Origin of the sequence: Saccharopolyspora sp. ASAGF58, assembly GCF_012277335.1 — a bacterium.
Taxonomy (GTDB): domain Bacteria; phylum Actinomycetota; class Actinomycetes; order Mycobacteriales; family Pseudonocardiaceae; genus Saccharopolyspora; species Saccharopolyspora hattusasensis.
In genome coordinates this window covers 4,678,814-4,692,824 of the sequence record NZ_CP040605.1, presented here as the reverse complement: position 1 = coordinate 4,692,824, position 14,011 = coordinate 4,678,814, and the positions used below count along the sequence as shown (strand labels likewise).

The window sequence follows — 14,011 nt, the reverse complement described above, 5'->3', positions numbered from 1 at the left end:
GGGCATGGGTTCCAGCGCCGCGACCCCCACGAATCACGCGATGTTGAACGCCCAACCGCCGCCCGGCGAGCTGCCGGGCCTCGACCTCAACCGGCTGCGCGCGCACCTCGACGCGGAGCGGCCCGGCCTGGCCGGCGGACCGCTCACCGGCGAACTCGTCCAAGGTGGACGGTTCAACCTGACCTACGTCGTCGGGGACGGCGCGCACCAGTGGGTGGTGCGCCGCCCGCAGCTGGGTCACGTGCTGGCCACCGCGCACGACATGAGCCGCGAGTTCCGGGTGTTGTCCGCGCTGGCCGGAACGCCGGTGCCGGTGCCGGAAACCCACCTGCTGTGCCAGGACGAAAGCGTGCTCGGGGCCCGTTCTACGTCATGGAGTACGTGCCGGGCACCGTCTACCGCACGCCGCAGCTGACCGAACGGCTCGCCCAGCAGCAGCGCGTCGACCTGGCCTGGCAGCTGATGGACGTGCTCGCCGACCTGCTCTCGATCGCCCCGGACGCCGTCGGGCTGGGCGAATTCGGCCGCCCGGAAGGCTTCCTGGAACGTCAGGCCCGCCGCTGGAGCAAGCAGCTGGCCGCCTCGCACAGCCGCGACATCGACGGTATCGAAGAGCTCGCCGCCCGGCTGGCGACAACCTGATGACCTTGTCGATCAGCACCCCGGCCAGCGACGAACCGGCCCGCGCAACCCCCGGCAGCAGATTGATCGATCTGCGCAACACGAACGAAACGGGCGCAGACGTTCCCCAGGCGACCGACCGCGAGTGCTTTCAGTTGCTATAGAAGCTTTTTGGGATGTGGTGGCGCCGGGATGTGTTTTGGGGCGAGCGGGTGCTATCGAGCGGCATGACGGCCGTGCGGCTGGGGCGATTTCGCGCGAAACCGTCACCTTGCAGGCGTGGCGAGCGGCGATTTCGCGCGAAATCGCCACCTTGCAGGCGTGGCGAGCGGCGATTTCGCGCGAAATCGCCGCCACTGCCGTAGGCCACCAGTTTCACTGGCACACGAAACGAGTTCTCAAACAGCCACTACAGCGGTAGCAACTCCGCCGCATCCTCATCCACCAGTGCCCGCAGAGCAAATAACCCGACGACCGTGGACGGCCTGCTATCCCGCGCGAATCCGCTGTCCACCACAACCGCGCCCGGCGGTTGCGCTCAGGGCCGCAGAGAGGCCAGGAGGAGGTCGGCGAACTGCTCGCCGACCTCCTCACCCGTGAGCTTGCCATCCTTGCGGAACCAGGTACCGAGGTGGTGCACCGCGCCGAAGAAGAAGTCGACCACGAGGTCCGCCGACTTGTCCGACCGGAACACCCCGGAGAGCTGGCCCTCCTCGATCAGCGCCCGCACCCGCTCGTGGTAGCGCCGCCGCTCCGCCCGGACCTCCGCCTGCTTGTCCGCGTGCAGCAGGTGCATGGAGCGGAAGAAGATCACCGTGTCGTAGAGGTTGGCGGCGGTCGTCGCGACGACGGCCGCGGCCACCGCGTGCAGCCTCTCCTGCACCGGCGCGTCGCTGGCCGCCGCGCTCTCCATCCGCGCGTGCTGGTCGCGCAGCACCCGCGCGTAGATCTCGTAGAGCAGGTCGTCCTTGGAGCCGAAGTAGTGGTACATCGCCCCTTTGGTGACCCCGGCGGCATCCACGATCTGCTGCACCGAGGTCATCTCGAAGCCCTGCTCGGCGAACAACCGCGTGGCCACGGCCAGCAACCGCTGCGGAACCGGTTCGGCACCCACCGCCGGTCCGGCAGTAGTGCGACCGTTCGCCGACCGCGCCATGTCAACCTCCCCTGTCGATGCCCACTCAGCGTATCGACCAGCCGGTCCGGGCTTGGCGCGAACCGGCGGCGACACGCACCCCTACTTCAGTTTGCGCTGGAGTTTCCGCATGCCAGCGTGCCCGCGCTGCGGTTCGGCGGCCCGCAGCGCGTATCTGCTTCCGCCTTCGACAGCGGCAATTTCGCGAGAAATTGACGTTCACCCGGGTGACGGTCAATTTCTCGCGAAATCGTCACGGGCTCACACACCGCCCTTCAGGGTCACGCCGCCGTCCAGGACCAGGACCTGGCCGGTGACCCAGGACGCCTCCTCGGAGAGCAAGAACGCCGCCGCGCCGCTGATGTCGGATGGAATTCCCAGGCGCTTCAACGGGTAGCCCGCGGCGACCTCGTCCTCTTTGTCCTCGTACAGCGCCGTGGCGAACTTCGTCTTGACCACGCCCGGGGCGATGCCGTTGACCCGGATGTCCGGGCCGAGCTCGACCGCGAGCTCCTTGGTGATGTACGCCAGCGTCGCCTTCGTCGCGCCGTAGAAGCCGATCCCCGGTGCGGGCCGCAGACCGGCCACGGAGGACACGTTGAGTACCGAGCCGCCGTGCTCCTTCATCCACGCGCGGTACACCTGCTGGGTCCACGCGAGCGCGGCCAGCACGTTGACTTCGAAGGTCTTGCGTGCGATCCCGTGCTCCAGGTCGATCAGCGGGCCGTAGGCGGGGTTGATGCCGGTGTTGTTGACCAGCATGTCCACCCGGCCGAAGGTCTCCACGGTCTTGGCGACCGCCTCGGCTTGGTGCTCCCCGTCGTCGGCCTTGCCGGGGATGCCGAGCGCGTTCTCGGCGCCGCCGAGACCCTCCACCGCCTCGGCCAGCGGTTCGGGCTTGCGAGCCGTCAGGGTGACCTTCGCGCCCTCTGCCACCAGGCGTTCGGCGATGGCCAGGCCGATGCCCCGGCTCGCCCCGGTTACGATCGCGACCCGCCCGTCGAAACGCTTGCTCATCGGTTTTCCTTCTCTCACGGGGTTTTCACGCGGCGGCCGCCGCTGTCAGCGCGCGGCCTGACCGTGAAGCCGGAGCATGTCGTTCTTCCGGTCCACCACGTAGCCGGACCGCTCGCGGAAGGCCTCCACCACCGGAACTGCGGCACGTTCTGCGGGTACGGGGCCAGCCGGTCGCCCCTGCCGACCCCGTGTTCGACCAGGTGGACGGCCAGCCCGTCGCTGAGCTCGTCGAGCTCCCGGTAGCTGATCCGGCCGTCGGAGTAGGTGATGGCCATGTGGTCCGGGTTTTCCCGGTGGCAGCGGCGAACAGTTCGAGCATGTTGTCGAACTACGGCTCGATTTCGGCGGCGACCCCGCCGTCGTAGAGCGCCAGCAAAGGTCGTTCGTCGTGCGCGCTGCCCAACACGCCACCTCCACATCGAGACCGACCAGTCGGTACGTCCAGTCAACGACTCACGCCCGGTCTCGTCAAGCCTCGGCGGCACCGCCTTGCTCCGACCGGCGCAACCCGCTTCGCAACCTCGCCAAATCCTTGACCAGCCAACTGGTCCAGTCCACTTTGCGAGAACATCATCCGGCTCTCATCCCACGGAGGCCCGCATGACCAGACGAATGGCCGCGCTCGCCGCGGCCGTCCTCGCCGCCGCGCTCGCATTCGTCCCCGCCGGCTCGGCCGCCACCCCGCAAGCCCTGCCCAAGCACCAGCTCACCGGGTACTGGCAGAACTTCGTCAACAACGCCAAGCCGCTGAAGATCAGTGACATCTCGCCTAATTACGACGTAATCGCACTGGCATTCGGCAATGCCGACTCGGCCCGACCCGGCGCGGTCACCTTCAACGCCGACCCGGAGCTGTCCGCCGCACTCGGTGGCTACAGCGACGAGCAGCTCAGATCAGACATCGCCGCGAAGCGGGCCGAGGGCAAGACATTCGTGCTCTCAATCGGCGGCGAAAAAGGAAACGTCGACCTCGGCAGCGAGGCGAATGCCGCAAATTTTGTCGACTCGGTCGAAAAAATCTTAACTGATTACGGAATCAACGGGTTGGACATTGACCTGGAGTACGGACTCAACGTCCCCAACACGACCAGCGCGATCCGCCAGTTACGCGAACGCATGGGCGACGGTTTCGTGCTGACCATGGCGCCGCAGACCCTCGACGTGCAGTCCGGCGGCTCTTACCTGCAGTTGATCGACAACGTTAAGGACATCCTCACGGTCGTGCACACCCAGTACTACAACTCGGGTTCGATGAACGGCTGCGACGGCCAGGTCTACAGCCAGGGCTCGGCCGACTTCATCACCGCACAGGCGTGCAGCCTGCTGAAGGTGCTGCGGCCTGACCAGGTTTCACTGGGCCTGCCGGCGGCGGCCTCGGCGGCCGGCAGCGGGTACGTCGATCCGTCGATCGTCAACAATGCGCTCAGCTGCCTGGCGGTGGCCAACGACTGCGGTCTGTACACCCCGGACCAGCCGCACCCCGAGATCAGCGGCGTGATGACCTGGTCCATCAACTGGGACGCCAGCAGTGGAAATGCTTTCTCGGATCCGGTTCGGACCCATTTGGACAGCCTGCCGTAGCCGAATCCGCCTCCGGTCGGGGTCTTCAGATCCACGATCACGCCAAAGAACACCCCGACTGGAGCCGCGAGTCCGTCACGGTGCGCAATCCACATGCTACGAAAAGTGATACTTCGCACTACGCGCACGTTCGCGCACACATTTCCGCTATACCGCGCTACCCTGGAGTCATGTCAGCCGCGCTGGAAACCGTGTTGGCACGGGCCGGTTTAAAGGTCACCGCCAACGAATTCCTGACCCTGGTCGAGGACGCCGCTAAGAAGCTCACCTCGCCGCAGGTGGACCCAGGGGCGCACTTCACCGAAGCGGAACGACTCGCGCTCACCGAAGCAGGCCTGGACCTGACGCCGTTGAGCGACTCCGAAGCCGACGCCCGCGCGCGGACCGTCGCCGAACAGGCCGTGCTGCGCGACACCGCGCTGTCGGTCAACCAGGCCGCGGACCGGGTGGGAGTGGACAGCAGCCGGATCCGGCACCGCATCAGCGAACGACGGTTGATCGGCTGGAAAGATCGCGGCGGATGGCGGCTGCCCGCGTGGCAGTTCAGCGACACCGACGTGCTGCCCGGGCTGGACGTCGTGCTCGCGCTGATGCCCGTCGACCAACCGGCGCTCGTGCTGGCCAACTTCATGACCACGCCGCAGGAGGACCTCGAAATCGGGGACCAGCCGGCGAGCCCGCGCGAGTGGCTACTGGCCGGTGGCGACCCGCAGCGGGTGGCCGAGCTCGCCGCCACGATCGGCACCCCGGCCTGAGCCCCGTTCCCAACCTTCGAGACCCCAACCCAGGACGTACATGGCACGGCTACCACAGCCGCCTGCTCCCGCTGCGCTGCAGGCGATGCTCCGGCGCACCGAAGACGTGATCGCGGTGCCCGCCGGCACTCGCCTCGTGCGCGTGTTCACCTCCGGGGGCAACCACCCTCAGCAGTGGAACAGCTTCCGCTACGCCGGCCCATTACCGCACGCCAGGTTCGACCCGCACCTGCCCAACACCCAGGGCGGCCCGACGGTCACCCGGGAGCACGGCGTGCTGTACTTCTCGCTGTCGGTGCAGACCTGCATCGCCGAGGTCTACCAGGCGACCTCCACAGTGGACCGCCGGACGCGCAGCCCGCACCTGGTCCTGTTCCGTCCACGTCGGACGCTCCGGCTGCTGGACCTGACGGGCCTGTGGCCCACCCGCGCCGGTGCCTCGCAGGCGATCAGCAGCGGCCCCAAGCTGCGCACCCAAGCGTGGGCGCGCGGGATCCGCGCGGCCTACCCGGAGCTCGACGGCCTCTGGTACCGCTCTTCGATGGACGCGGGCAACCCGTCGCTGTGCCTCTGGGATCCGCCGGCGGCAACGGCCCTCCCGGACTCCCCCGACGTCCTTCTCCCGCTGAGCCACCCGGGCCTGGACGTGCCCCTGGGACGGGTGTGCAAAGAACTCAGCTACACGCTGTTGGACTGATTTCGGTTTTCCAGGCCCGTTTTGCGCGGCAGTGCGCGCTGGAGAACCACAGAAGCCTTCCCACTGTGCGGGACCCAGGTCCAAATGCCGAGACATATTCTCGGCACCAGCCCCAGCGAAAACGAAAGTGCCCGGAGTTCCCGTTTGGAACTCCGGGCACTTTCGTTGCGGATCAGGCGTTCTCGGCCGCTTCCTCGTCCTGGGATTCGGCGTCCTTCTTCGACTTCGCCAGGCTGGCCCAGGTCGTGATGGCCAGCACCACGACGATCACCGACAGGGACATCCAGTTGGTGATCTCCAGCCACTCCGGCACCAGGTGGTACTCGTGGAACGCGTGCAAGATCAGCTTGATGCCGATGAACCCGAGGATCACCGCCAGGCCCACCGACAGGTAGACCAGCTTGTCCACCAGGCCGCCGAGCAGGAAGTACAGCTGACGCAGCCCCATCAGGGCGAACGCGTTGGCTGCGAAGACCAGGAACGGGTCCTGGGTGATGCCGAAGATCGCCGGGATCGAGTCGACCGCGAACAGCAGGTCTGCGCTGCCGATCGCGACGATCACCACGAACATCGGGGTCAGGTGGCGCTTGCCGTCGATCTTCACGCTCGACTTGGCGCCGTGGTAGTCGTCGGTCACCGGGGACACCTTGCGGACCCAGCGGACCACGGCGTTCTCGTGGTACTCCTCGTCATCGTCCTTCTTGCGGACCATGCTGACCGCGGTCCAGATCAGGAACGCACCGAAGATGAAGAAGATCCAGACGAACTGGGCGATCAGCGCGGCGCCGACCGCGATGAAGATGCCGCGCATCACCAGCGCCAGCAGGATGCCGATCAGCAGCACCCGGTGCTGGTGGATCGACGGGACCGCGAAGCTGGACATGATCACCATGAAGATGAACAGGTTGTCCACGCTCAGCGAGTACTCGGTGATGTAACCCGTGAAGTATTCGATCGCGAAGTGGGAGTCGCCGAAGAACCAGACCCCGAGCCCGAACACGATCGCGCAGGCCACGTAGAAGGTGACCCACTTGGCGGCCTCCGCGGTGGTCACCTCGTGCGGTTTGCGGTCCACGATCACGAGGTCGAGCAGCAGCAGGAGGGCGAGGCCACCGAGCGTAGCCGCCCAGATCCACCACGGGACGTTCAGTCGGTCAGTCGCGGGTTGGGTCTGCTGGGCGAGCAGCATCAAGTCGGCACGCATTCGTCACCTCCGGTTCAGGGCATACGCCAGGGACCGGAGGTCTCTTCCACCGGCCTCAGGCCGGTCGACGGCACCGGGCTTGTCCGAGCAAGTTCCGTGATGACGACACCGCCGCGAAGGAATACTCCCCTCCCGTTGCCAAGATTGTCACTTATGCACGGTCCCGAACACCACCCCGGGGTCGCACAAGCAACGAACATCACGCGGCGAACCGTACGGTGAGCCTTTCCGACCGGCAACGAGAACGATCGGCGATCACACCGATGGCGGGACCGAGATCATTGCGCCTCACCCGATCATCGTTATGATCATCACCACCACCCGGCTTCCCGGGACCGCACGCGGGGATGCGGCACGGCCTCGGCTCCGGGCACGACGATGTGTCCGGTTGCTGTTTGGTCTCTGCTTCATAGCGTCTTGTCTTCGCCCGCGTCTGGATCGAAACCGGTGCCTTCGTCTTCCCCTACTGTCGAATGCGTGTCCGCATCCCCCCGTCGCCGCAAGGGCCTCGTCCTGATCGCCCTGTCTTGCATAGCCCTCGTGGTGCTCGGAGCTTTCCTCTGGTCCGGTGACGAAAAACCAGCAGCCGCCCCGGAAGCTCCCCGGGAAGCGCTGGTGGACGTGCTGGATGGCCCCGGCGGCAACGAGCGGGTGCAGATCGACGTCACGCTTTTCGCCCCGGCGGACACCCCGGCGCCCGCGATCTTGCTCGCGCACGGGTTCGGCGGCAGCAAGGACGACACCGCTGCCCAGGCGCAGGAACTGGTCCGCCGCGGGTTCACGGTGCTGACCTTCTCCTCCCGCGGCTTCGGCCGCAGCACCGGCAAGATCGCGTTGAACGACCCTTCCTACGAGGTAACCGACGCGCGCCAGCTGCTGGACTGGCTCGCGCGCCAGCCAGAGGTGCTGCGCGACCGCGAAGGCGATCCTCGGGTCGGCGTGACGGGCGGCTCCTACGGCGGCGCGCTGAGCCTGCTGCTGGCCGGGACCGACCCCCGGGTCGACGCGATCGCACCGCTGATGACCTACAACGACCTCGGCCAAGCACTGCTGCCCAACGCCGCCTCGCGGGACCGGATCGGCGGCAGCACCCCGGCCGACGGCACCACCGGGGATCACGGCGTGTTCAAGCAGGCCTGGACGGGCATGCTGTTCTCTGCGGGAAGCTCGCCGCAACAGCGCTCCGACCCGCGACCGCCGGCCCCATCGCCGTCCGACGGCGGCGCGGTCGGCTTCCGCAGCGAGGCCGTCAACCAGCCCTTGACCTGCGGGAACTTCACGCCGCAGGTGTGCGCGGCCTACACCGAGGTGGCGCGGACCGGGCAGGCCGGGCAGGCGACGCTGGACCTGCTCGACCGGGTCTCCCCCAAGTCCGTCACCGCCAACATCAAGGTGCCGACGCTGTTGGTGCAGGGTGAACGCGACACCCTGTTCGGCCTGGACCAGTCGGATGCCAACGCCCGGCAGATCTCCGCCGCCGGCGGCAAGGTCAAGACGATCTGGTTCGCCGGCGGCCACGACGGCGCCTCGCCCGACCTGGCGCTGCGCGAACGCATCGCGGACTGGTTCGCCTTCTACCTCGGCGGGGTTCCGCCGGTGCCCGACCCCGGCACCGGCTTCGACTACGACATCGCCGGGCGGCCGCAGCGCAACGGCGAGATCCCGGTGCGCACCGTGTCCGCGCCCGCCTACCCCGGCGTGCGGGCCGAGCGCACGCCGCGTTTCGCGCTGCAGCTGCACGGCCAGGTCACGCGGGTGGTCAACCCGCCGGGCGGCAGCCCGGCCGCCACCAGCTCGCTGCCCGGCGTCGGCGAGATGCTGGACGCCGCGGGCGGCTTCGGCCGGTCGCTGGCCCGCGACCTGCCCGGACAGGTAGCGGTGTTCCGCACCGATCCGCTGGACAGCCAGCTGCTGATCTCCGGCATAGCGCGGACCCGCCTTTCGGTGGCGTCGGTGCCGGGCCAGCCCGCGACCGGCGACGCGGTGCTGTTCGCCAAGCTCTACGACGTCGGCCCGGACCAGCAGCGCAGCCTGATCGGCAACGCCGTGTCCCCCCTGCACGTCGCCGACCTGCCCGCGGACGGCACACCGGTCGAGGTGGACGTGGCCCTGCCGGGCGTGGTGCACCCGCTGGAGACCGGTCACCGGTTGGAACTGGCGGTGGCCACCACCGACCAGGCGTACGCGGTGCCGAGGGAACCGGCGGTGCACCGCATCGGCCTGGCCGGCGACAGCTCGGTGTCGATCCCGTCGGTGCGCGGCGCGACGACGACCGCCAACACGGTGCCCGTGGCGCCGCTGGTCGGCATCGTCGTCATCATCGCGGCGGCCCTGGTGGCGTGGGTGCTTTCGTTGATCCGGCGCAAGAGCACCGATGACGTCGACCCGCTGCTGGCCGACACGCCGCTGCTGATCGCCGGGCTGACCAAGTCGTACCCCGACAAGCCCGCGGCGGTGCAGGACCTGTCGATCCGCGTCGAGCGCGGCCAGATCGTCGGGCTGCTCGGCCCCAACGGGGCGGGCAAGACGACCACGCTGCGGATGCTGCTGGGCCTGCTCACGCCGACTTCCGGGCAGATCCGGGTGTTCGGCCACCGGCTGGTCCCCGGGGCTCCGGTGCTGTCCCGGGTGGGTTCGCTGGTGGAGACGCCCGGTTTCCTGCCGCATCTGTCCGGTTTTGACAACCTGCGGTACTACTGGGCGGCGACCGGGCGGCCGATGCTGCAGGCCCGCTTCGACGAGGTGCTGCAGATCGCCGGGCTCGGCACGGCCGCCCGTCGCCCGGCGCGCACCTACAGCCAGGGAATGAAGCAGCGGCTGGCGATCGCGCAGGCGATGCTCGGGCTGCCGGAGCTGCTGGTGCTCGACGAGCCGACCAACGGGCTGGACCCGCCGCAGATCCACCAGATGCGCGAGATCCTGCGCCGCTACGCGTCTACCGGCCGCACCGTGCTGGTGTCCAGCCACCTGCTCGCCGAGGTCGAGCAGACCTGCACGCACGTGGTGGTCATGCGCAACGGCCAGCTGGTGACGGCGGGCAGCGTGGCCGACATCGTGTCGGTCGACGGCGAGGCGACCTTCCGGGTCGACGAGCCGGAGCAGGCGGCCGAGGCCCTGCGCACCATCGAGGGGCTCGGCCCGGTGGAGACCGACGGCGACCTGGTGCACGCAGACCTCGCCGGGCACTCGGCTGCGGTGGCGGTGAACGTGCTGGTCGCCTCCGGGATCGCGGTGCACCAGGTGGGGCCGCGACGGCGTTTGGAGGACGCTTTCTTGCAGCTGGTCGGGGAGGATCACCGGTGACCGACGACGCCGAAGCGCCCAAGGTCAGGCAGTTGGACACGGCCGAGACGGCGATGGTCCGCTACGGCCGCCGCCACTCGTCCCAGCCCGACGGCAGCGTCGAGGGCTACCGCGCGAAGCGGACGCTGCCGGTCCGGGTGGAGCTGGCCCGCCAGCTGCGGCGCCGCCGCACCCGGCTGGCGCTGGGTTTCCTGGTGTTGCTGCCCTTCTTGCTGCTGCTGGCCTTCGAGATCGGTGACGACGGCCGGCGCGGCGGCCGGACCCTGGCGGACATGGCTACCTCCAGCGGCCTGAACTTCGCGGTGTTCACGCTGTTCGCGTCGACCGGCTTCCTGCTGGTCGTGGTGGTGGCGCTGTTCTTCGGCGACACGGTGGCCAGCGAAGCGTCCTGGTCGAGCCTGAAGTTCTTGCTGGCCGCGCCGGTCCCGCGCACCCGGCTGCTACGGCAGAAAGCCGTGGTTTCCGCGCTGCTGTCGGGTTTCGGGCTGATCCTGCTGTCCGCGGTCGCCCTGGGCGTGGGACTGGTGTGGTTCGGCAGCGGTGACCTGATCAGCACCACCGGCGAGGCGGTGCCGTTCCCGGGCGGGGTGGTGAACCTGGCGGTGGCCACCGCGTACCTGGCGGTGCACCTGTCCTGGATCGCCGGGCTCGCCCTGTTCCTGAGCGTCAGCACGGACGCACCGCTGGGCGCGGTCGGCGGCGCGGTGGTGGTCTCGATCCTGTCGGCGATCCTGGACCAGATCACGGCCCTCGGAGACCTGCGGGACTACCTGCCGACGCACTACTCGACGGCCTACTCGGACCTGCTGAGCGAGGACGTCGACTGGACCGCGATGGCGCACGGGGCCTTCTCCGCCCTGGCCTACGCGGCGGTCTTCACCACCCTCGCGATCTGGCGCTTCCACAGGAAGGACATCACCAGCTGACCGCCGGCGTGAGTCCTCCTGGTTGCTGCCCGGAGGCCTCACGGCCGGCGAGCCGCACTGGGCCCGGCACCCGATCGGCGGATCACTGCATCCACCTCCTCCCGTGCGCGCGCCTGTGCACCGGGCGTCGGACGATGCGGAGTCGTGGGGTTTGCGCTTGTTGACGGGATGTATCTCACTCGGCGCCGAACCGGTCCGGGAAGAATCCGGCCCGGATTGGCTTCAATTGGCGCAGACCATACGCCGACCAGCCGGAACCGACCTCGACTCGGGTGCCGTCAGGACGCCAAAAGGGTCGGGTCAATTGCGATCCGGGAAAGATCATTCCGATTGGGCCGGCCGCGCGCCGATGGATCCGACCGCAGGATCAAGGTACACCCGAATGGAGTAATGTAAGATCACAATCGCCAGTCGGTCGCTCCGCCAGTGCTCGCCGGGACGATCTCTCGAACGCTCGTCTCCGCCGGTCAGGACGCATCTCGGCGGAGAATCCGAGACATCGACGAGACTCGCCCGATCGGGCCGCGCGGTGACCGCGCGGGCCTTCGGCGGAAGCCGCGACCGAACTTCCCGAGGCGGGACATACCGCCAGTTCAACGAAGAGTTTCACCATGTCACGGCCAGTAATAAGCGGAGCCCCAATGGGTCAAACCCCCTACCTATTCAGCCGCCATTGATGTCGCTAGGATCACCATCGGTGATTAGTTGATCAATGAGTGAGCTCCAGTAGTCCCAACGGTGACGCCCCCAACACAGGCATCTGTGCCCGTCACCGATCATTCCCCCGTACCAAGGACGCTGATGTCTGAGTTCCCTTTACCCGCCACGGATTCCGAGCAGTCGCCGGCTTCGGGGCGCAGCACGGACGATGACCTGCGGAGTCGGTTGTTGCGGCTGGTCATGGTGCACTTGGGCGCCATGGCCGCGTTGGGGATCGCCGCCGCAGCCGTACTGACCACGAACCCCGAGCCCGTGCTCCAGTACTCGGTGCTCGGCGGCGGGCTCGCAGGTTGCGTGATCATTCTGGTCACGGCCGTCTTCCGTGCCCGCGCCACGGCGAACGCGATCGAAGATCACGCCAACGATTCCGTCGCAGTCGCCGAACGGCGGCTCGACGAATCCACGAAGCATGCGCAGCAATGGATCAGCGACCTGCGCTCCACCGTCGAGCAGGGCAAGACCGAGTTCCCCCAACTGGTCGAGCAGGTGCGCGCTGGCGAGCACCTCGCGCCGCGGTGGCCGGCCGACGAACCCGCCGCGGGCAGCCATCCCTTCGAACTGCTCTCCTACGAGATCCGGCAGGCGCAGGCCGCGGCGGAGTTCGCAGTGGCCCGCATGCAGCAGGTTTCCGGAGCCGGTTTCGATGCCGGCGCAAGTGCTGATCCCGGCGTCGCGGTGTTCGCGAACATCGCGCGCCGCGTCCAGTCCCTCGCGCACCGGGCGATCCAGCGGCTCGACGAGCTCGAGCAACTGGTGGAGGACCCGGACCTGCTCAAGGGCCTGTTCGCGGTCGACCACCTCGTGACCGGCATGCGCCGGCAGGCGGAAAGCCTCGCCGTGCTGGGCGGTTCGATGCCGCGGCGGCAGTGGAGCCGACCGGTGCCGATGTACACCGTCCTGCGCTCCTCCGTCGCAGAGGTCGAGCACTACGCCCGGGTCAAGGTGCTGCCGCCGGTCGGCGGCACCCTCCACGGCCATGCCGTCGCCGACGTGATCCACCTGATCGCCGAGCTCGTCGAGAACGCCACCGCCTTCTCGGAGCCCGACACGCAGGTCACGGTGAGCACCCAGCGGGTCACCGCAGGGCTGGCCATCGACATCCGGGACCGCGGGCTGGGCATCGAGCCGGGCGAGCGAGCCACGTTGAACGCCCTGCTCGGCGATCCCGGCGCGGTCGACCGCGACGAGCGGCTCAAGGACGGGCGAATCGGCCTGTACGTGGTCGCCCAGCTCTCCGAGCGGCACCACGTCGCCGTCGAGCTCGAGAACAACATGTACGGCGGCACTGACGCCCACGTCGTGATCCCCAGCAGCCTGCTGGGCGATGACGAAGAGGAGCCGGAGCAGGCTCCCACGGCGGCCGAGCCCGCGCCGAGCGCGGTCGCCGCACCGACCGAGTCCGTTCCGAGCGCGGTCGCCGCACCGCCCCTGGCCGCCACCCCGAAGCGGCAGCCGAAGCCGAAGCCGGCGACGGAGCTGCAGCCGGAGCCCGAGCTGGAACCGACGCCGAGCCGTGCCGCCGTTCCAGCGCTGTCCGGGGCGGACACGCAGACCTTCGCGACCTTCAACTCTTTCGAGACGTTCGACCGGGAACGCTCCAGCGGGCGGCGCGGGGTGCACCGGGCTCCTCGCACGGAGCCGCACAGCCTGCTCGGCCACCTCGACGTGGAACCGCCCACCGCGTCGAACACCGCGTCGAACGGTGCGTCGAACAGTGCGTTGAACGGTGCTTCGAACGGTGCGCGGTATGGACGGCACACGGGAGTCGTGCCCGAGACCGCTGCGGCCGGGGATGCACCAGTCCAGAACACGGCCAACCCCGAGCGTCCCCCGCTGCCCAAGCGCGACCGCTCCAAGACGTACGTGGTGCCCCAGCTCGCCGGCGGGCCCAAGAATTCCGACGGACCGCGTGGCGGCCCGAATCCCGGGCTGTGGGCGGCTTACCGGAAAGGCGTCCAAGGCGGCACCACCGAAGGCGACAATCCGGGCGACCACAGCGCTTGACCCGCATGGGTGCAATGCCACCCCTTCGCACCGCATTGATCTCAAGGA

General features: G+C 68.5%; 10 protein-coding genes and 1 pseudogene. 7 read left to right on the top strand and 4 right to left on the bottom strand.

Annotated elements, in window-relative coordinates:
• Nucleotides 1–40: 40 nt before the first annotated feature.
• A pseudogene (locus FDZ84_RS22515) lies at nucleotides 41–633 on the top strand (phosphotransferase family protein); the annotation flags it as partial.
• 526 nt (nucleotides 634–1,159) lie between these two features.
• Here FDZ84_RS22515 and FDZ84_RS22510 read toward each other — a convergent pair.
• The 3 genes from FDZ84_RS22510 to FDZ84_RS40055 all read right to left on the bottom strand — a co-directional run bounded on the left by FDZ84_RS22510 (nucleotide 1,160) and on the right by FDZ84_RS40055 (nucleotide 3,192).
• Nucleotides 1,160–1,777 carry a TetR/AcrR family transcriptional regulator gene (locus tag FDZ84_RS22510; protein ID WP_168587517.1) on the bottom strand — a complete coding sequence of 206 codons (618 nt, stop codon included), beginning with the start codon at nucleotides 1,775–1,777 and terminating at the stop codon, nucleotides 1,160–1,162.
• A gap of 240 nt (nucleotides 1,778–2,017) precedes the next feature.
• Nucleotides 2,018–2,773 carry an SDR family oxidoreductase gene (locus FDZ84_RS22505; RefSeq protein WP_168587516.1) on the bottom strand — a complete coding sequence of 252 codons (756 nt, stop codon included), beginning with the start codon at nucleotides 2,771–2,773 and terminating at the stop codon, nucleotides 2,018–2,020.
• Between the two features lie 14 nt (nucleotides 2,774–2,787).
• Nucleotides 2,788–3,192 carry an AMP-binding protein gene (locus FDZ84_RS40055; RefSeq protein ID WP_210435740.1) on the bottom strand — a complete coding sequence of 135 codons (405 nt, stop codon included), beginning with the start codon at nucleotides 3,190–3,192 and terminating at the stop codon, nucleotides 2,788–2,790.
• A gap of 193 nt (nucleotides 3,193–3,385) precedes the next feature.
• On the opposite strand from FDZ84_RS40055, the gene FDZ84_RS22495 reads away from it, so the two are divergent.
• The 3 genes from FDZ84_RS22495 (at nucleotide 3,386) to FDZ84_RS22485 (ending at nucleotide 5,806) form a co-directional block, all read left to right on the top strand.
• A complete protein-coding gene (locus FDZ84_RS22495; RefSeq protein WP_168587514.1) occupies nucleotides 3,386–4,354 on the top strand; it encodes a chitinase in 969 nt (322 codons plus the stop codon).
• 170 nt (nucleotides 4,355–4,524) lie between these two features.
• Nucleotides 4,525–5,109 carry a DNA-binding protein gene (locus tag FDZ84_RS22490; protein WP_168587513.1) on the top strand — a complete coding sequence of 195 codons (585 nt, stop codon included), beginning with the start codon at nucleotides 4,525–4,527 and terminating at the stop codon, nucleotides 5,107–5,109.
• A gap of 40 nt (nucleotides 5,110–5,149) precedes the next feature.
• Nucleotides 5,150–5,806 carry an RES family NAD+ phosphorylase gene (locus FDZ84_RS22485; RefSeq protein ID WP_177226801.1) on the top strand — a complete coding sequence of 219 codons (657 nt, stop codon included), beginning with the start codon at nucleotides 5,150–5,152 and terminating at the stop codon, nucleotides 5,804–5,806.
• A gap of 172 nt (nucleotides 5,807–5,978) precedes the next feature.
• Here the strand turns inward: FDZ84_RS22485 and FDZ84_RS22480 are convergent, their stop codons facing one another.
• A complete protein-coding gene (locus FDZ84_RS22480; RefSeq protein WP_168590271.1) occupies nucleotides 5,979–6,956 on the bottom strand; it encodes a TerC family protein in 978 nt (325 codons plus the stop codon).
• 531 nt (nucleotides 6,957–7,487) lie between these two features.
• Between FDZ84_RS22480 and FDZ84_RS22475 the strand changes: the two genes are divergently transcribed.
• From FDZ84_RS22475 to FDZ84_RS22465, 3 genes are all read left to right on the top strand, one after another.
• Nucleotides 7,488–10,313, top strand: a complete 2,826-nt coding sequence (locus tag FDZ84_RS22475) for an alpha/beta fold hydrolase (protein ID WP_246868348.1) — start codon at nucleotides 7,488–7,490, stop codon at nucleotides 10,311–10,313.
• Nucleotides 10,314–10,366: 53 nt separating this feature from the next.
• Nucleotides 10,367–11,239, top strand: coding sequence for an ABC transporter permease (locus FDZ84_RS22470; protein ID WP_168590269.1), 873 nt, complete (start codon nucleotides 10,367–10,369; stop codon nucleotides 11,237–11,239).
• A gap of 801 nt (nucleotides 11,240–12,040) precedes the next feature.
• Nucleotides 12,041–13,963 (top strand): ATP-binding protein, encoded by a 1,923-nt coding sequence (locus FDZ84_RS22465; RefSeq protein WP_168587512.1) that lies wholly within the window; start codon nucleotides 12,041–12,043, stop codon nucleotides 13,961–13,963.
• Nucleotides 13,964–14,011: the final 48 nt, after the last annotated feature.